At 43.7% G+C, this 18,257-nt stretch carries 23 protein-coding genes; 18 read left to right on the top strand and 5 right to left on the bottom strand.

Annotated features, from left to right (window positions below; translation table 11 throughout):
• Positions 1-94 precede the first annotated feature (94 nt).
• From M4I42_RS09115 to M4I42_RS09105, 3 genes are all read left to right on the top strand, one after another.
• Entirely contained in the window at positions 95-253 is a 159-nt protein-coding gene (locus tag M4I42_RS09115) for a hypothetical protein (protein WP_268851877.1), read from the top strand.
• Between the two features lie 102 nt (positions 254-355).
• On the top strand, positions 356-2,296 hold the full coding sequence (locus tag M4I42_RS09110) for an ATP-dependent DNA helicase (protein ID WP_268851876.1): 1,941 nt from the start codon (positions 356-358) through the stop codon (positions 2,294-2,296).
• Between the two features lie 89 nt (positions 2,297-2,385).
• On the top strand, positions 2,386-3,894 hold the full coding sequence (locus tag M4I42_RS09105) for a carboxypeptidase M32 (RefSeq protein ID WP_268851875.1): 1,509 nt from the start codon (positions 2,386-2,388) through the stop codon (positions 3,892-3,894).
• A gap of 37 nt (positions 3,895-3,931) precedes the next feature.
• Here the strand turns inward: M4I42_RS09105 and M4I42_RS09100 are convergent, their stop codons facing one another.
• The 3 genes from M4I42_RS09100 to M4I42_RS09090 are packed head-to-tail and all read right to left on the bottom strand — an operon-like array spanning position 3,932 to position 6,211.
• The gene (locus tag M4I42_RS09100; RefSeq protein WP_268851874.1) at positions 3,932-5,578 is read right to left on the bottom strand and encodes a b(o/a)3-type cytochrome-c oxidase subunit 1; all 1,647 of its coding nucleotides are present in this window, start codon (positions 5,576-5,578) and stop codon (positions 3,932-3,934) included.
• On the bottom strand, positions 5,575-6,051 hold the full coding sequence (locus M4I42_RS09095; protein WP_268851873.1) for a cytochrome c oxidase subunit II: 477 nt from the start codon (positions 6,049-6,051) through the stop codon (positions 5,575-5,577). Before M4I42_RS09095 ends, M4I42_RS09100 begins: the two co-directional genes overlap by 4 nt.
• A 22-nt stretch (positions 6,052-6,073) precedes the next feature.
• Positions 6,074-6,211 carry a cytochrome c oxidase subunit 2A gene (locus M4I42_RS09090; protein WP_268851872.1) on the bottom strand — a complete coding sequence of 46 codons (138 nt, stop codon included), beginning with the start codon at positions 6,209-6,211 and terminating at the stop codon, positions 6,074-6,076.
• Between the two features lie 307 nt (positions 6,212-6,518).
• Between M4I42_RS09090 and M4I42_RS09085 the strand changes: the two genes are divergently transcribed.
• The 13 genes from M4I42_RS09085 to M4I42_RS09025 all read left to right on the top strand — a co-directional run bounded on the left by M4I42_RS09085 (position 6,519) and on the right by M4I42_RS09025 (position 15,767).
• Positions 6,519-7,490: a type III polyketide synthase gene (locus M4I42_RS09085; protein WP_268851871.1), complete on the top strand. Its 972-nt coding sequence runs from the start codon at positions 6,519-6,521 to the stop codon at positions 7,488-7,490.
• A gap of 195 nt (positions 7,491-7,685) precedes the next feature.
• A complete protein-coding gene (locus M4I42_RS09080) occupies positions 7,686-11,348 on the top strand; it encodes a dynamin family protein (protein ID WP_268851870.1) in 3,663 nt (1,220 codons plus the stop codon).
• Between the two features lie 77 nt (positions 11,349-11,425).
• Entirely contained in the window at positions 11,426-11,620 is a 195-nt protein-coding gene (locus tag M4I42_RS09075; RefSeq protein ID WP_268851869.1) for a hypothetical protein, read from the top strand.
• Positions 11,613-11,888: a YpbS family protein gene (locus tag M4I42_RS09070; protein WP_268851868.1), complete on the top strand. Its 276-nt coding sequence runs from the start codon at positions 11,613-11,615 to the stop codon at positions 11,886-11,888. Before M4I42_RS09075 ends, M4I42_RS09070 begins: the two co-directional genes overlap by 8 nt.
• Complete coding sequence (locus tag M4I42_RS09065) at positions 11,885-12,721, top strand: sulfurtransferase (protein WP_268851867.1); 837 nt, start codon at positions 11,885-11,887, stop codon at positions 12,719-12,721. The genes M4I42_RS09070 and M4I42_RS09065 overlap by 4 nt, the downstream gene beginning before the upstream one ends.
• A gap of 63 nt (positions 12,722-12,784) precedes the next feature.
• Positions 12,785-12,925 carry a hypothetical protein gene (locus tag M4I42_RS09060; protein ID WP_268851866.1) on the top strand — a complete coding sequence of 47 codons (141 nt, stop codon included), beginning with the start codon at positions 12,785-12,787 and terminating at the stop codon, positions 12,923-12,925.
• Positions 12,926-13,004: 79 nt separating this feature from the next.
• Positions 13,005-13,517, top strand: coding sequence for a TlpA family protein disulfide reductase (locus M4I42_RS09055; RefSeq protein WP_268851865.1), 513 nt, complete (start codon positions 13,005-13,007; stop codon positions 13,515-13,517).
• 384 nt (positions 13,518-13,901) lie between these two features.
• Positions 13,902-14,033: an FbpB family small basic protein gene (locus M4I42_RS09050; protein ID WP_268851864.1), complete on the top strand. Its 132-nt coding sequence runs from the start codon at positions 13,902-13,904 to the stop codon at positions 14,031-14,033.
• A gap of 52 nt (positions 14,034-14,085) precedes the next feature.
• Entirely contained in the window at positions 14,086-14,229 is a 144-nt protein-coding gene (locus M4I42_RS09045; protein ID WP_268851863.1) for an acid-soluble spore protein N, read from the top strand.
• A gap of 60 nt (positions 14,230-14,289) precedes the next feature.
• Positions 14,290-14,523, top strand: a complete 234-nt coding sequence (tlp, locus tag M4I42_RS09040; RefSeq protein WP_268851862.1) for a small acid-soluble spore protein Tlp — start codon at positions 14,290-14,292, stop codon at positions 14,521-14,523.
• 107 nt (positions 14,524-14,630) lie between these two features.
• Complete coding sequence (locus tag M4I42_RS09035) at positions 14,631-15,047, top strand: acyl-CoA thioesterase (RefSeq protein WP_268851861.1); 417 nt, start codon at positions 14,631-14,633, stop codon at positions 15,045-15,047.
• 10 nt (positions 15,048-15,057) lie between these two features.
• The gene (locus tag M4I42_RS09030) at positions 15,058-15,357 is read left to right on the top strand and encodes a hypothetical protein (protein ID WP_268851860.1); all 300 of its coding nucleotides are present in this window, start codon (positions 15,058-15,060) and stop codon (positions 15,355-15,357) included.
• A gap of 14 nt (positions 15,358-15,371) precedes the next feature.
• A complete protein-coding gene (locus M4I42_RS09025) occupies positions 15,372-15,767 on the top strand; it encodes a hotdog fold thioesterase (RefSeq protein WP_328284605.1) in 396 nt (131 codons plus the stop codon).
• A 19-nt stretch (positions 15,768-15,786) separates the two neighbouring features.
• Here M4I42_RS09025 and M4I42_RS09020 read toward each other — a convergent pair whose 3' ends face one another.
• The gene (locus tag M4I42_RS09020) at positions 15,787-16,074 is read right to left on the bottom strand and encodes a HesB/YadR/YfhF family protein (RefSeq protein ID WP_268851858.1); all 288 of its coding nucleotides are present in this window, start codon (positions 16,072-16,074) and stop codon (positions 15,787-15,789) included.
• 139 nt (positions 16,075-16,213) lie between these two features.
• Here M4I42_RS09020 and M4I42_RS09015 point away from each other — a divergent pair, with 139 nt between their 5' ends.
• Together M4I42_RS09015 and M4I42_RS09010 are read left to right on the top strand one after the other, a co-directional pair.
• Positions 16,214-16,348 (top strand): hypothetical protein, encoded by a 135-nt coding sequence (locus M4I42_RS09015; protein WP_268851857.1) that lies wholly within the window; start codon positions 16,214-16,216, stop codon positions 16,346-16,348.
• Positions 16,349-16,623: 275 nt separating this feature from the next.
• Entirely contained in the window at positions 16,624-17,562 is a 939-nt protein-coding gene (locus tag M4I42_RS09010; protein WP_268851856.1) for a magnesium transporter CorA family protein, read from the top strand.
• A 20-nt stretch (positions 17,563-17,582) separates the two neighbouring features.
• Here M4I42_RS09010 and M4I42_RS09005 read toward each other — a convergent pair whose 3' ends face one another.
• Positions 17,583-18,173, bottom strand: coding sequence for a DUF502 domain-containing protein (locus tag M4I42_RS09005; protein WP_268851855.1), 591 nt, complete (start codon positions 18,171-18,173; stop codon positions 17,583-17,585).
• Between the last annotated feature and the right edge of the window lie 84 nt (positions 18,174-18,257).

Genomic DNA, 18,257 nt, shown 5'->3' with positions numbered 1-18,257 from the left:
TATGTTTGGAAACGATTGGTAATAAATTAGAAGTTGTCGATGAAAGAATGAATCACTGCCTTTTGGCATACAAATACAAAAGGGGTGATGAGCATTGAAACCAATCGATTTATTAAAAATTTCTCAAGCGCTTGATCATACGTATACGATGTTAGCGCCATACGAGGAAGAAGGGCTGGAACGGATTGAAATGGCGAAACATGAATGGAAGCAAGCATTTGTATACGTGCTCTCTAGTGTATTTCGGGCTTAGATGGAAAAAACGCTCCGGCTTTTCTTTGTTTCATTGACTTCTTTCAGCATATAAGGGATAATATTAGTTTGTTACTGTTATTATGTTGGAGGGTTTGGAACGATGAGCCGTGAGCGATATCCTTTTTCATTAGAGAAAAATGAAAGTTTTTTTGATAAATTGGGCGAGTGGATTGGCGATGTGTTTTACGATATTTTGCCAGAGGCCGGATTCGAATTGCGCGACGAGCAAGTATATATGGCGTTTCAGATCGAACGCGCTTTTAAAGAAAAAAAAGTGATGTTTGCGGAAGCGGGGGTCGGAACAGGAAAAACGATTGTATACTTGTTGTATGCGATTTGTTATGCCCGCTATACAGGAAAGCCGGCGATCATCGCCTGTGCGGACGAAACGCTCATCGAGCAACTTGTCAAAAAAGAAGGAGATATCGCAAAAATTTCGCAAGTGCTCGATTTACATATCGACGTGCGTCTTGCCAAGTCGCAAGACCAATATTTATGTTTAAATAAACTCGATCAAGTGTTAATGACCGACGACGATGAGATCGAATTATATGAGCAAATTTTCGATGAACTTCCGGCATTTGTTCATGACCATAAAACGTTGCAGTCATTCTATCATTACGGTGACCGGAAAGAATACGCCCATTTAAGCGATGAACAATGGCAAAAAATCGCATGGGATCAGTTTCAAGACTGTTTTGCGTGTGAAAAGCGCCACCGCTGCGGACAAACGCTATCGCGCGAACATTACCGAAAAGCGGCTGACTTAATCGTTTGTTCGCACGATTTTTATATGGAGCATGTTTGGACGTACGAAGCGCGCAAACGGGAAGGGCAATTGCCGCTTTTGCCGGAGGCGAGCTGTGTCGTCTTTGACGAAGGGCATTTATTGGAGTTTGCAGCCCAAAAAGCGCTAACGTACCGCATGAAAGAAACAACGCTAGAAACGCTACTTACACGTTTATTGGAAAACGATATTCGTGAAGAACTAGCGTATTTAATCGAAGAAACGTTGCAAGTGTGCGACCGCTTTTTTGCGGAGCTGGCGCTATGTGCAACCGAAGTAATTGGTTCGAACCGGCAAGAAATTACGTTTTCTCCGTCACTCGTTCGCTACGCCAAAGAATTGTCCAAAAAAATTGAAGCCATTGGCAATGAGCTCGTTTTTGAAAGTGAAACGTATACGATCGACCATTATCAGTTAAACATTGTCGATGAATACTTAGACCAAATTGAGCATTCGCTTCATTTGTTCGTTCATAACCGCGAAGCGATTACGTGGCTCGAAACATCGCCAGAAGGAAAAACGCTTGTCATTATGCCGCGGACGGTACAAGAAGTGTTGCGCGAAAAAGTGTTTAACAAAAAAATGCCGTTTATTTTTTCATCGGCCACGTTATCGAATCAAAAATCGTTTACGTATATTGCTGAAAGTCTGGGGATTGACGACTATTTATCGTTTAGCGTCGATTCACCGTTTGACTATGACGAGCAAATGACGATTTATATGCCGACCTTTACGAACGATGATACGCTATTTTCACAAAAGTATCGCTATGCGTTGCAAAAAATTCGTGAAACGGAAGGGCGGGCGCTCGTTTTATTCCCTTCGAAACAAGAGCTGCAGCAGTTTAAGCAGGCGGCTGAAAAAGAACATGAATTCTCCTTTTTGTTTGAAGGGGACCGGGAAATTAGCGAGCTAGTCGCTACGTTCCAACGCGATGAAGAAACGGTTTTATGCGCGGAACATTTATGGGAAGGATTAGATATTCCAGGACCGTCACTATCGAACGTGATCATTTGGTCATTGCCGTATCCGCCAAACGATCCGGTGTTTCAAGCGAAGCGAAAAGTATATGCCGATCCGTTTTGGCAAGTGGACGTCCCGTATATGCTGTTGCGTTTGCGACAAGGAGTTGGCCGCCTCATTCGCACGCATGAAGATCGCGGCATTGTTTCCATTTTTGTGACCAACGATGAAAATGAAAAGGTGATCGAAGCGATCAAAGGCGTATTGCCGACGGATATCAGGGGAGAATAATTTCTTCCCTATTTTTCTCTTTATTAAAGAGGAGATTTTTTGTTCGAGTGGAATTATATATGGGCGAGCAAAGTGATAGGGGGATCGAGATGTTCAAAGATATCGAACAACAATTTTTACGTTATGTGAAAAAAATGATGAGTTACAATGAAGCCATTCAACTGATGTATTGGGATATGCGGACCGGGGCGCCGAAAAAAGGGTTAGAGCAGCGGTCAGAAGTCATTGGCCTGCTTTCGGAAGAAGTGTTTAAAATGTCGACATCGGAAGAAATGGCTGCCTATATTGCCAAGTTGTCGCCAATGGATGTACAGGCGCAATTATCGGACGTTGCCCGCTATACGTTAGCAGAATGCAAAAAAGAATATGAGCGAAACAAAAAAATTCCGGCAGAAGAATACAAAGAGTACGTCATTTTGCAATCAAAAGCGGAAAGCGTATGGGAAGAAGCAAAAGCTGCTGCCGATTTTTCGATGTTTCGTCCGTATTTAGAAAAGCTTGTGGCATTTAACAAAAAATTTATCGATTATTGGGGCTACGAAGGAAATCCGTACAATACGCTGCTCGATTTATACGAGCCAGGAATCACAGTGGAAGTGTTAGATGCGGTATTTGCAAAACTGCGCGAACGTATCGTTCCGCTCGTTCAGGCGGTCGTGGCCTCCCGCCATCAGCCGGACACGTCATGCTTGTTTCGTCTGTTTCCAAAAGAAAAGCAACGCGCATTTAGTTTACAATTGTTGCGTGAACTTGGTTATGACTTCTCGGCAGGACGGTTAGATGAAACCGTTCATCCGTTTGCGATCGGCTTAAACCCTGGAGACGTCCGAATTACAACGCGATACGATGAACGCGATTTCCGCACAGCGCTATTTGGTACGATTCATGAGTGCGGCCATGCGCTCTATGAACAAAATATCGCCGAAGAATTAACCGGAACGCCGCTATGTACTGGCACGTCCATGGGCATTCATGAGTCGCAATCGCTATTTTACGAAAATTTCATCGGTCGTCATTATTCGTATTGGAAGCGCAACTACCCGTTGCTTCAGCAATACGCACCGGAACAATTTGCGAACGTATCGCTGGATGAATTTTATCGCGCCATCAATGAAGTAAAGCCGTCGCTTATCCGTATCGAAGCGGATGAATTAACGTATCCGTTACATGTTATGATTCGCTATGAAATTGAAAAGGGGCTGTTTAACGGGACGATGGATGTGAGCGAGTTGCCGGATATTTGGAATGCAAAATATGAAGAATATCTCGGCATTCGTCCTGAGCATGATGGAGTAGGGGTACTGCAAGACGTGCATTGGTCGGGAGGAAGTTTTGGCTATTTTCCTTCTTACGCGCTCGGCTATATGTATGCAGCGCAACTGCAACACGCGATGTTGAAAGATCTTCCAAATTTTGCGGAGTTGCTTGAAACAGGGGAGTTGTTGCCGATCCGAAACTGGCTGACGGAAAAAGTTCATCGTTTCGGAAAAACGAAAAAGCCGCTCGAAATTTTGCAAGACGCAACAGGAGAAGGGTTGAACGTTGACTATTTAATTCGCTATTTAGAAGAAAAATATCGTGCGATTTACCGATTATAAACGCGAAGGGTGTCCCCAAAAAGCGGGACACCCTTTTTCACCACAATTTATATCCTTTTGAACCCGGCGGTGCGTTTTGAATCATGTCGATAAACGGAATTGTATAAGCGATTAAAATTAACGCAACCGTAATGCCGATCAAAAGTTTCCAGTTTTCCATTGCAAGCGGTGTGCGCTCTGCAGTTTCAGCCACTTCGCCGACAGGGAATTCGGTTTCTCCTTTTGGTGCGAAGAACGCTAAATTTGTGACGATGACAAGAACTAAAATAATGCCGATGAACAGAATCGTTCCGCCAACCGCTTGGGCGATTTGATACGGAATCCACTCAAGCGCTTGCGGTGAATTTCCGTACGTTGAAAACGCTGAGCGACGAGGTGCGCCAAGCAATCCTGCAAAGTGCATCGAACCAGACATAAACGTCATACCAACGACCCAGACGATCGTTTGAATAATCGCTAAACGGTTCATTGCTTTCGTCATCACGCGTCCGCTTAAATGCGGAATGAGCCAATAAGCGGCACCGAAGAACGTAAGGACAACGGTTGTTGCCAACGTTAAATGGAAGTGCCCCGTAACCCAAATCGTGTTATGCACGACTTGGTTTAATTGATGGGAAGCATTCACAAGTCCGCCGGCTCCTGCAGGAATGAAGAAGAGCATTCCGACAAACGGCGCAAAGAAACGAGCATCTCCCCAAGGAAGTTTACGCAACCAGCCGAAAAGACCAGTAGCCCCTTTCGAACGTCCATACATTTCAAACGTTGCAAACATCGCAAACGCTGTCATTAACGATGGAATCGCCACCATAAACGTTAACACAACTTGAACGTATTTCCAGAACGGATCAATCCCTGGCTCCATTAATTGATGGTGGAAACCAACCGGAATCGAGAAAAACAAGAACAAGATAAAGGACAAACGTGCCAACGAATCTGAGAAAATTTTTCCGCCGATAATTTTTGGAATAATCGCATACCAAACCATATAGGCCGGTAATAACCAGAAATAAACGAGCGGATGGCCAAAATACCAGAATAGCGTCCGGCTCACTAATACGTTAATGCGATCGACAAGTCCTAATGACCAAGGTAGCAATTGAATCAATACCGTCGCCGCAACTCCTAGTGAGCAAACAAGCCATAACACCATGTTCACAACTGCCATAAAGGTGAGAAGAGGACTCACTTGGCCTGGATGTTCTTTTTTCCAACGTGCATAATGTGCAAAAATCGCAAACCCACTAATCCAGCTGCCGACGACAACGAGCGTTAAGCCGAGATAGAAGCCTGGATGCGCTTGCAACGGCGCATAAAACGTATAAAGGACAGATGCTTCACCAATTAAAATAAAGAACGCGGTCATAGCTGTACCGATCGTCATTAACCAGAAGCCAATCCATCCCCAAAAACGAACGCGGTCAGAAAACGTTCCGGCTGTACGGCTGACAGCTGCAAATTGAAAACCGATAATAAAGAACGTAGTTAAAACGAGTCCGAGCAATACCCCATGAGTTGTTAAAATCGTATAATAGCTAATATTGGCTGGGAGAGTAAACTTTCCGGAACGCACTAACGTTTGCAATAATCCAGCTAATCCACCTAATGCTAATGCGATAAAAGCGACATAAATATGGGCGAGCGCCAATTTCGCATCGCGGCGATCCACTTTTAACGTTTCGTTCATTGTTTATCCACCACCTTAATTCGTGCCGTCATCATATGGTGGCCGGCACCGCAATATTCGTTACATAAAATCGTATATTCTCCGGCTTTATCAAACGTCTTTGTGAATGAGTTCACATAACCGGGTTCGACCATCATGTTAATATTCGTTCCGACGACTTCAAACCCGTGAATGACGTCTTTCGTTGTAACATTAATTGTTACTTTTGCCCCTTTTGGAATTTCTACTTGAGATGGTGTATAGCTAAATGCCGAAGCGACCATATTTAGTTGATATTCGTTATCTCCTGTTTTGACTAATCCTGGTTTGTTAAATGGAGGCGTTTGATCTACCTTTTCGGGATCGATCGTTGTTAAGCAGCTCGGCGGCTGGTTGCCTTTTGCGAACGCGCTGACACCAATAATCGTTAAAAAGACGAATAAAGAGCCAATTCCGAAAATAAGCCAAATTTTCTCATATTTGTGTATGTGCATACCGTCTGTTCTCTCCTTTCTTTTATAGACGTTCTAAAAATAGAAAATATACGCTAACCCACGTGAAAATAAGGAAAAACCCTAACAAAAAAACTGAAGCAAGCGTTCCTTTTAAGTTGCTGTCCTCTGTTGCTTTCCCTTTTATTTTTTCACTTGCCATCCTCCCATACCTCCTTTCTTTCATCCCCCAAACGAATATTTACACTTTCATAATACAAAACTAATGGCGATTTGGTAGGGGATTTTCACCATTTCACAAATTGTTCATTACTTACTTTACCACTATAATAACAGTAAGAAATTGATATATCAGTGATTTTTGTCACATAGCGCCAGTTGAATTTGTGAAAAAAATGTGAACATATCGATTCCAAAAGAGGAATTGAAAGCGTTTTATTTTATGTATAGCAATGATTGGAAAGGGAATAGTAAGTATAACTAACCCGTTTCACGATTGAGGTGTTGTTATGACTGCCATTCTTTCTGTCGGGATTGCATCATTGCCTTATAAAGTAAAACAAGAAGAAGCACGGCAATATGTGAAACGGCTATTCGAGCGATCCGTTCCTCATATTGACCGGCTATTGACAATTTTTGATAACGGTGGCATTGAATCGCGCTATTTCGTGCAACCGCTGGAATGGTATCAACAAGCTCATTGTTTTTTCGAAAAAAACGATGTATATATCGAAAGTGCCGTTCGCTACAGTTGCGAAGCGGTGCAAACCTGCTTACAAAATCGTTTTTTTCTCGAAAACCCGATCGCTTATGAAGAAATTGAAGCGATTTTTTATATTTCGACTACCGATCTTTCCACGCCAAGTATAGAAGCAAGAATAATGAATAAGCTCCCGTTTTCTCCTGCTACTAAACGCATTCCGATTTGGGGATTAGGATGCGCCGGGGGAGCGGCGGGATTGGCGCGTGCCTATGAATATTGTTTGGCCTTTCCAACGGCAAAAGTGCTCGTCATTGCGGCTGAGTTTTGCAGTTTAACGTTTCAGCCGAACGATCATTCAAAAAGCAATATGATCGGCACGTCGTTGTTTGCGGATGGAGTGGCGTGTCTTTGTGTCGCTGGAGATGGGGCGATTGATGCTCGCACTCGTCCATATATTGTGGCGACCGAGTCTATTTTCATGCCTCATTCTGAAAACGTCATGGGATGGGACGTGCGCGATGAAGGGTTTTTTGTCGTATTTTCTAAAGATATTCCATCTCTCATCCAGTCGTGGTTAAAACCAAGCGTCGATGCCTTTTTGCAAAATAACGGTTTCGCCATGAACGATATTGCGCATTTCATTACCCATCCGGGCGGCAAAAAAGTGATTATTGCTTATCAACAAGCGCTAGGGATTGACGAACGAAAAATGAAACTATCATTTGATGTGTTGCGCCGCTTTGGCAATATGTCGTCGGCAACCATCTATATAAGTTGACATTTTGTTTTACATCCAGCTGATTACTCACCACGTTATATCATATCGGCTTGTATGGAGATGAAAACGAAAAATCGGAAATTCTTTATTGCAACTTATATAGCAGGATTTTTTTTTGCAATTTTTATGTTGGGAAATGGACGTAAATACAGTAAAATGGGTATATATCATGCAAACGTAAGGGGTTTTGGTACAATGGTGCAAGTGACACAACGTTCATCATTGCGTCCGTGGCTGGAAAAGTTAGCGTATGTTCATGACGAATGGATGAACAAAGGGGATGTGGAAAACGCAAAAAAAGCAAAGCAGCTGTTGCAAAAGGCGGCTAACGAAGAGTTTACAATTGCGTTTTGTGGCCATTTTTCCGCAGGAAAATCAAGCCTCATTAACGAGTTGCTCGGCGAACCGTTATTGCCGTCAAGCCCGATTCCGACAAGCGCCAACCTTGTAAAAGTGAAAGCGGGAAGGGAATATGCGCGCGTTTTTTATAAACATGAGCCGCCGGTGGAATATGCAGCACCGTACGATTACAACCAAATTCGTTCCTATTGCAAAAACGGTGACGAGATTGAAGCGATTGAAATCAGCCGGAAGACGACGCGCATTCCAAGTGGGGTGGCCATTATGGATACGCCGGGTATTGACTCAACCGATGATGCGCACCGGCTCGCTACCGAGTCAGCGCTTCATTTAGCAGACGTCGTCTTTTATATGATGGATTATAATCACGTTCAATCAGAATTGAATTTTCAATTTACGAAAGAACTAACGAGCTACGGAAAATCGCTATATTTGATTGTGAATCAAATCGACAAACACCGCGACGGCGAATTGCCATTTTCTGCGTTTCGACAATCGGTGCAAGAAGCGTTTTGCAACTGGGGTGTGCAAGTTGCGCGCATTTTTTTTACATCGCTAAAAGAGCGCGAGCATCCGTTTAATGAACTAAACGAACTTGTTCACTTTTTGCAGCTATTGTTTGCCGAGCGGGAAACACGGCTCCTAAAAGGGATAGAAGTGGCGGCTAAACGGCTTTTAAGCGACCATCTTGCATATTTAGAAAATGTTGACGCTGAAGCGGAAGAAGCGATGCACGCCCGGCTTGTCCAACTGTCCAATGTAAAAGAGGCAGCAAGTCTTCAACAAAAATGGGAAACGCTCGAAACACTAATCCAAGAAACTGAAACGACATTTCGCCAAGAACTCGACAATTTATTAGAGCATGCGTACGTCATGCCGTTTGAAACACGCGAATTGGCACACGCTTATTTACAGTCCGTGCAGCCGGATTTTAAAGTTGGATTTCTGTTTAGTAGGTCGAAAACGGAGCAAGAACGAACCGCACGCTTAACTGCGTTTTATCACAACTTGAAAGAAAAAGTGACTTCCCAAATCGAATGGCACGTTCGCGAGCATCTCGTCCGCTTTTTAAAAGAACATCAACTGCAAGATGCCGCTTTAATGAACGAATGCCAGCAACTAACGGTATCGTGGGATGAACAATTATTAGCCGAGTTGGTGAAAAAAGGTGCGGGCGTCACCGGGGAGTACGTGCTGAACTATACGAACGATGTCGCAACCGAACTGAAAAAACGCTATCGGAATGAGGCGTTGCGACTATTTGCTGCTATTTTTACGAAATGGCAGGAAACGGTGCAACAAGAGCGCCAACAGCTGGCGACTGAATTAGAAAAAGCGCTAGAAAAGCAACGGCTTATTCATGAGCTAAACGAACGAAAGCAGCACCGTGAGCAAGCGTATATGCAACAACTTTCGCTATTGGAGGCAGATGAACCGGTTTTGACGGTAACAGAAGCGCGTATTGCGGAACTTGTTCATGATGCGTTGCCTTTCCGGACAGAAACGACTCGCATTCCATTGGAACATAAGCAACAACCGACCGCTTCCCCGCAGCCGAAAAGGGAAGAGAAGCGAACCGAGCCGTCTAGTAGTGTCCAAAAAGCAGATCAAACAATCATTCATTTACATGAAGCAGCGCGGCTTGCGACAGGCATTCCGGGAATGAACCGTTTCGTTCACGAACTGACCGAAAAAGCGAAGCGGCTTGAATCCCGCACCTTTACCGTTGCCTTGTTTGGCGCGTTTAGTGCAGGGAAATCATCGTTTGCTAACGCGTTAATAGGTGAGCGTGTACTGCCATCGTCGCCAAATCCAACGACGGCAACGATTAATAAAATTGTGCCGCCAACCGCGGCTAGACCGCACGGCACGGTGATCGTCCAGATGAAAACAGCGGAACAGTTGTTGAAAGATGTGCAAAATTCGCTCCGCTACTTCCACATGAAAGCGGAAACGTTAGAAGAAGCGCTGTTAGCAAGCGAGCGAGCGCTTGTAACCGAAACGGTCGATGCGAAAGAAAAGCCGCACTATTCGTTTTTGCAAGCGGTCATTCGCGGCTATGAACAAGTAAAACAACTGCTTGGCACAACGGTGCAAATAGACCTTGACCAGTTTCCGTTATATGTAGCCGACGAAACGAAAGCGTGTTTTGTTGAGTCGATGGAACTTTATTACGACTGCGCGCTTACTCGTCAAGGGGTAGTGCTTGTCGACACGCCGGGGGCGGACTCGATCAACGCCCGCCATACGGGAGTGGCGTTTGAATATATAAAAAATGCCGATGCCATTTTGTTTGTGACGTATTATAACCACGCCTTTTCCAAAGCAGACCGCGAATTTTTGATTCAGCTTGGGCGTGTCAAAGATACGTTTACGATGGATAAAATGTTTTTCATTGTGAATGCTGCTGATTTAGCGAACTCGAATGAAGAACTCGACACAGTCGTTGCGTACATTAAAGAACAGCTCGGACAATTCGGTATTCGCTTTCCACGACTTTATGCGCTATCAAGCCGATTGGCACTCGAGGAAAAAATAGGAGAACGCTCGTCCAGCAGCTATGGCATTTTAACACAATCAGGGATTCAAGCATTTGAAGCCGATTTTGCCCGATTTATTATGGGCGAATTAACGAACGTTGCCATCGCTGAGGCGTATGCTGAAATGAAACGCATGCGTACGACGCTCCTTGATTACATTCAGCAAGCAGAGCAAAGCAATGAAGAAAAGGCGGCTAAACTTGAACAGCTGTCCAGTGAGCAAGCGCTCATTCGCCAAACGTTGCAGCAGCTGGCGATAGAGGCAGACATACAAGCGCTAAAACAAGAAATTTCTGAACTAACCTACTACGTGAAGCAACGCCTTTCGTTCCGGATGAACGATTGGTTTAAAGAAGCGTTTAACCCTGCCGTGCTTCGTGATGACGGGCGCAACATTCAACAAGCGCTTTTCGCCTGCTTGCAAGAATTCATTCAATCCGTCGGCTTTGATTTAGCACAGGAAATGAGAGCAACAAGCTTGCGCGTCGAGCGTTTTCTCACGATGAAAGTACAAGATCGTTTTTGCGTGTTAGCAAATGAAATGGAACGCATCCACCAAGGCATTCCGCTTTCGGAAGTGAAGCCGCTACCGTTTGTAACGCCTGAATTTGCGCTTGGGCTGGAACATATCGATGAATCGCGGTTTAAAAAAGCGTTGTCGTTGTATAAAAATGCTAAATCGTTTTTTGAGCGGGATGAAAAACGGTTCATGAAAGAAGAAATTGAAAAACAGCTGCAACAACCGATCAGCGAATATGTTTCCGAAAACGAACAACATCTCTTTTCTTTCTATACGACGGAATATGAAAAGCAAATAAAACATTTGGTTGATTCGTTACAAGAACAAATCGATGAATATTTTGCTGGTCTTGTGACGGCGCTAACCGAGCGAATGGACATCGAACGGTTGCGCGATGCCGAAACACAATTGGCAACTTTATTGGCAGAGCAGGTGTGATGCCTTTATGTTCACTTTTTTGTTATGATATGTTAGAGCGAACGTGCGATTTTGGCATGCGGTGAGGGGGGAAACCGATGACTCGATTTCACGCTTGTGCGAAGTGCATTCATTATCGGATGAAAAAAACCGAGCAAGGAACGTATCGGTATTGCCAGAGGCTTGGCTATGAAACGAAGCCGCATTATCAATTTCGTTGCTGGACGCCAAAGCCGCACGTTCAAGCACTAATCGAAAAAGAGCGAAAACGAGAGGAGAAGAAAGATGAGTGAAGTTCATCATGCCATTACCGCTCATTCGAATAAGCAACATGCGCTTATTCACCAATTTTTGCAGCTCGATGCGCAAAGAGAACGCTATATTGAGGAAGCTGTTTTGCTTTGCCGGAGCGGGCAACCGTTTACGGTCGACAACATTAACGCTGTCACAAAGCAAATTAATGAACTGGCGAAACAAGGCATCGTTCCGCAACGAAAATATGTGACTCCAGACATGGTGAATGAATATGTCCAACGGTTGACGAAAGGGGAACACAAATGAAATATATCGTTTCATCCGAATGGTTGGTCGACCGTTTAGACGATGATAATGTGCGAATTATTGATTGTCGTTTTTATTTAGGGGATTCATTGCGCGGAATGGAGGAATACATTCGTGACCACATTCCGAACGCCCTTTATTTCGATTTAGAAAAAGATTTATCAGGGAAAGTACAAGCGCACGGCGGAAGACACCCGCTTCCGGACTTTTCCGAGTTGGCGACGAAGTTGTCGGCTGCAGGAATCGATCAACAGACGACGGTCGTCGCTTACGACGATCAAGGCGGGGCAATGGCGGCGCGGTTTTGGTGGCTGCTTCGCTATTTAGGCCATCGGCACGTATATGTGTTAGATGGCGGCTATACGAAATGGAAAGAAACCGGATATCCAACGACAGAAGCGATCGTATCTGTTAAGGAACGGACATTTATCCCACAATATGAACCGTCGTTGCTCGCGACAGTCGAAGAGGTAAGGAAAGCGATGGAAGAAGCGACGGCCGTTTTAGTGGATTCACGGGAACGAAATCGTTACTTAGGAGTAGAAGAGCCGATCGACCGAGTAGCCGGCCATATTCCAGGGGCGAAGCATATATTTTGGAAAGATAGTTTAACGGACGACGGATTTTGGAAGGAGCCGAGCGAGCAAGAAAAACGTTTTGCTGCGCTTCCGAAAGACGCTCGGATCATTGTGTACTGCGGCTCGGGCGTGACCGCTTGCCCGAACGTATTAGCATTGTCCGAAGCAGGCTATACAAACGTGCAGCTGTATGTCGGGAGCTGGAGTGACTGGATTTCGTATCCAGAGCATCCAATTGCCACAGGCGAAAACTAACGGCATATTTTTTATCATTCACTCCACACTATAGATGTATCTTTATTTAAAGGGGTGAGCGATATGGGTCGCACGAAATCAGGAAACGCCAATGCGCAACGCAACAACAATGCGAAACAGAAAAACGGGTTTAATAACGAATTCGCTTCATACGCAGAAGTGGAAGCGAAAAAAATGAAAAACGAGCATAAAAACATTCGCTAACAAAAATGGGCTTGTCAATACGACAGGCCTTTTTCTTTTTTGGCTTTTATGTTTAAATGGTGACTAAGGAGGGAAAAGAATGCGAAAATTATTGGCCATCGTACTGCTTCTCGGTCTGACCGGATACGGCATTTGGCAGGCGCTAGCCGCCGAGCAAAATCAAGAAGTCGGTCTTTCTGTTGGGGATACGGCACCGGATTTTGTTTTAAAGACGTTAAATGACGAACAAATTCGCTTATCCCAACTGCGTGGGAAGCCGGTGATCATCAATTTTTGGGCCACATGGTGCCCGCCGTGTCAACGAGAAATGCCGGATTTGGAAAAGTTTTATAACGACTATAAACAGCATGTCGAGTTTTTGTCCGTTAATTTAACTTCACAAGATAGCCGCGAAAAAGTTGCGCCGTTTCTTCAACAATACGGGATAACGTTTCCTGTCGTATTAGACACGAAAGGAAAAATATTGAAGTTATACAACATCCAAACGATTCCAACGACATACATTCTCGACAAAAACGGCGTCATTCGCAAAAAAGTGCTCGGACCATTGACGTACAAACAGCTACAAGAAATAATCGCAACGCTCCCATAAGAAGCCTCAGAAAGGGGCTTCTTTTTTACGTCAGTCGCCTCCGCTTTTCTTTGTCTAGCTGCGGCTCCTAGCTCTCTTGTGCCAAACAACCTTCCTCCGTCGAAGCAAAAAGCGCTTCTCGTCGGAAGAACGTTTGGCTTCGAGAGCTATGCAGTCGCCTCCGCTTTTCTCTGTCTAGCTTCGAACCAACATCCTCCTCCGCGTTTGCTTTCTCCGTCGACGTGCACGCACGTCTCGTCGAAAGCTTTCGCGTCCGTCGGATGTTTCCTTGGCTACGCCAAGGACCGTTCTCCGCTTTTCTCTTTTTTTTCGAAAATTTGTAATAAATTTCACTTATTTAGGGAATTATTAAAATTATAATAAAAGTGAGGAGGAGGTAACGACATGAGAAAAAGCCGGAAATTCACGTTTGAACAATTAGTAAGTGAAAATAAACGTCAATTATTAAATGACGAAAAAGCGATGGAAAAAATCGAGAAAAAACTCGAAGAACGTATTTTGAAAAAAGCTGAGTAAGATGCATAATAAAAAACAAACCGGACATCCTAGATGGTGAGGAGGCGAGAGTATGAGCAATCAAAATGGGAAAAACGAGCATTTTGCCCCAAACCATCTAGGCACTCAACCTCGTGCCGCAGGAGGAAATAAAGGGAAAAAAATGCAGGATCAATCGGGTCAGCATGCCCAAGTAATCCAAACAAAGGGCGAATAATTTTGTTAACATAACATAATTATTGAAAACTTTTATCATTCGCATCAAGGAGGAACAAGGATGGCATATCAACGCCCGAATCCAGATGACCGCAGCGATAATGTAGAAAAATTGCAAGATATGGTACAAAATACGATCGAAAATATCGAAAAAGCACAGGAAACAATGCAATTTTCGTCACCAGAAGAGCGGGAAAAAATTGAAGCAAAAAACGAACGACGTGAAGAAGCTATTGCCGCGATGCGTGAAGAAATGAAAGACGAAGCTAGAGCGAGGAAAAACGGCTATCATTAACAACAAGCGATCCGAGTTCATATCGGATCGCTTTCCATTTATTTGTGGGACAATTTCCCATTGATATGATAAGATAAAAGAAACAACGAATGAATGGGGGAACAACTGTGAAAGTAGCTGAAAAACAAGTCGAAGTCCGCTACGCTGAAACCGACCAAATGGGGGTAGTGTATCACGCCAACTATCTTGTCTGGATGGAAATTGGGCGGGCAGCGCTAATTGAGCAGCTCGGATTTCGGTATACCGATATGGAAAAAGAAGGGGTAATTGCGCCAGTAACCGACTTGCAAATTTCTTATAAAAAGCCGTTGCGTTACGGGGAAACAGCGACTGTTCGAACATGGATTGAGGCGTACGACGGAATTCGTGTCACATATGCATACGAAATTTTGACGCCAGATGGAGAATTAGCAGCGACTGGGAAAACTCAGCACGTTTGCGTGAAGCGGGATTCGTTCCTGCCGATTTTAATTCGCAAATATTTTCCGGACTGGCACGAAGCTTACGAACGGGCGAAAAAGTAAGGCGATACATATGGCATTTGGCATTCGAAAGCAGGAATTAGAACAATGGAAAGAGAAAGTAAAAAATGGAGAAATCGCGTTTCTCACCCATTTTTGGTACGATGCACGCTTCCCACACTATACAACGGTAACGAAAGTGGGCTGTAGCGACTTAGAGAAATTGCTTGCTTGGGGAGCGAAATACAACCTTCGCCCAGAATGGATACATAAGCGCGATTCATTTCCCCATTTTGACTTATTAGGAGAAAAGCAAAAAGAAATTTTGCGCAAGGAAGGGCTTGACGAACACGTAAAACGATTTCGTTTGTAGAGAGGAAGGAAAAGATGGACGCAAAGGAAATGAGAAAAGGAACCTTAATCGAAACGCTCGGCATTGAAATTATTGAACTCGGGCAAGGGCATGTCGTGGCAACTATGCCGGTCGACCATCGCACCCACCAGCCGTTCGGCCTGCTTCATGGAGGAGCGTCGGTTGCACTAGCAGAAACGGTTGCGAGCATCGGGGCGTACGCGCTTGTTGATCATGAAACGGAAGGCGTTGTCGGCCTAGAAATTAACGCTAACCATATTCGCGCGGTCCGCAGCGGGACAGTCACTGCAACAGGAACGGTTTTACACCGCGGAAAAACGACGATGGTTTGGGACATTAAAATTACCGATGAACAACAGCGCCTCGTCTGCGTTTCCCGCTGTACCATCGCCGTCATCAAAAAAAGCTAGCCTGAATAAGCTAGCTTTTTTATTGGATATAAAATACCGGTTCATCCGTTTGTTCATTAAAATCAACCACTAAATTATTCCCATCAAGATACCACACATCACGGTCTTCAATAAAAAATGTCACCCCGCCTATCGTCGTTTCTGCTTTCGGATCAAAAGGCGCTTCTTTATCAATGCCGAGCGAAAAACCTGTTTGCACGGTGCTGCATCCGCCATAACGAGGGAAAAAGCGGACAAAATCGCCTTGACGTAAATTCAACTCTTCTTTATACCATTCGAACGCTTTTGGTTTGATCACAATTTCCATCGTCAAAACCTCCTATACCTTTATTATAAACTATCCAAACGTAGTCGACCAAAAAAAGTCTAAACATTTCGTGACGTTGACTAAATCTATCGGTAATTACATAAAGTAAACATAGCCAATCATGAAAGGAGATGCACAGATGGATAAAAAATCCCTGCTTTTTCCTTTAAGCTATGAATCCGATGGCGTTATGGGAAAACGTTCACCAAAAAAACATTCCGACAGCAAAAAAGAAACGAAAGAGTTTTTTAACACAACACCGTCGAGCGAATAAAGCAGCTAAAACCGGCTGCTTTTTCCATTGCAAATTGAAAAAATTACTATACAAATAGTCGTTTCAACGCTATTATTAATAAGGACATAAATTTTTTATGAAGGGGTGACGTTTTCGCATATGAGTAGTCGAAGTTCAAACGAACCTGAACCGGAATACAGCGGGGAAGTATTGCTTTTTTCTTTTCGAATGAACGAGCTACTCTCGAAAACGAGCTCCATTCGAAAAGAGGAGATAGCAACCTTCCTCGCTTAGAAAAAGGAGGAAGTGTGCTTATGATGAAAATGTATTTGTCCAATGCTAATGGAAAAATTGAAGAAATTCACGAATTGAAAAATGGCTGCTGGATTAATTTAATCGCGCCGACGGAAGAAGAAATTCGCTATATTGCCAATCATTTAGACATTCCGATCGATTCGATTAAAGATGCGCTCGACGACGAAGAACGTTCGCGTGTGGAAAAAGAAGACAACCATGTACTCATTATCGTCGATATTCCAATCATTACGCATGATGAAGTCGACGGGCCGATTTACGAAACGATTCCGATTGGGATGATCATTACGAACACATGTTTTATTACGGTTTGCTTGCAAGAAAATCCGATTTTCCAAGAGTTTGCGAACAATAAAATCAAAAATTTCTATACGTTTATGAAAACGCGGTTTGCGTTGCAAATGCTTTATATGATCTCGACGTATTATTTGCGCTATTTAAAACAAATTAATCGCCGGACGAGCGAAATTGAAAAAGAACTGCATCAATCCATGAAAAATCAGGAATTGTTTTCGTTGCTCAGCATGGAAAAAAGCTTAGTGTACTTTATGACATCGCTAAAAGCGAACAACATTGTCATGGAGCGGTTAATGCGCCTTAATTATTTACGGATGTATGATGACGATCAAGAACTGCTTGAAGATGTGATCATTGAAAACAAGCAGGCGATTGAAATGGCCGAAGTATACAGCAGCATTTTAAGCGGTATGATGGACGCCTTTGCTTCCGTTATTTCCAATAACTTAAATATTGTCATGAAATTTTTAACGGCCATTACGATAGTCATTTCGCTGCCAACAATGGTTGCAAGTTTTTACGGAATGAACGTACCGATTCCGTACCAACACTCTCCGTATGCGTTTATGGTGGCAATGCTTATTGCAGCGCTACTTTCAAGCATTACGGCGTTTGTGTTTTGGAAAAAACGCTATTTTTAAACAAAGGGCTTTCCTTCTTATTAGGAGAGCCCTTTGCCTTTCGCTGAAGCCATCCCTCCAGACAGCACGAATTTCATCGCCTCTTCCGGTTTCACGTCGATCACCTCAATTTTTGTTTTCGGCACTAATACGGTTACTCCAGCCATTTGAAACGTTTGCGGAATATACACCGCTACATAGTCCTTTAAAGGATGAAAAAGCGTGTCGACTTCTTCGGATGTAATAAAACCGATGCACTTCATTTCAGTATGTGGCCATTCGACAAGCACCACTTTTGCAAATGACCGCTTTTCCCCAACAAACGAAGCAATCGTATCTTTTAAAACCGAATAAACGGTTTTAATGAACGGGATGCTTTCTAACAGACGTTCGATCAGTTTGATGATACGGCCGCTAATATATTGCGTCGACATCCAGCCGAGAACGGTAATTAAGGCGATCGTGCATAAAATGCCGATTCCTGGTATGTAGGCATCGTTAAGATACGGTTTAACATACTTCCCTAGTAATCCGTCAAAAAAGGTGAATACTTTCACCAGCACGTATATGGCTAAAATAATCGGCACGATCGTCAGTACGCCATTGATAAAATTTTTAACTAAAAACTTCATGTTCTCACGACCTTTCTGTTTTGTCTCCTATCACCTTATCAAGTTTGACTTTAAAATACAAGTTTAATAAAAAACGAACGTTAA

Source organism: Anoxybacillus sp. J5B_2022, from assembly GCF_026847645.1.
In the GTDB taxonomy this organism is placed as follows: domain Bacteria; phylum Bacillota; class Bacilli; order Bacillales; family Anoxybacillaceae; genus Anoxybacteroides.
Note: the sequence above shows the minus strand (reverse complement) of the source record. Positions and strands in the feature narration are given on the sequence as shown.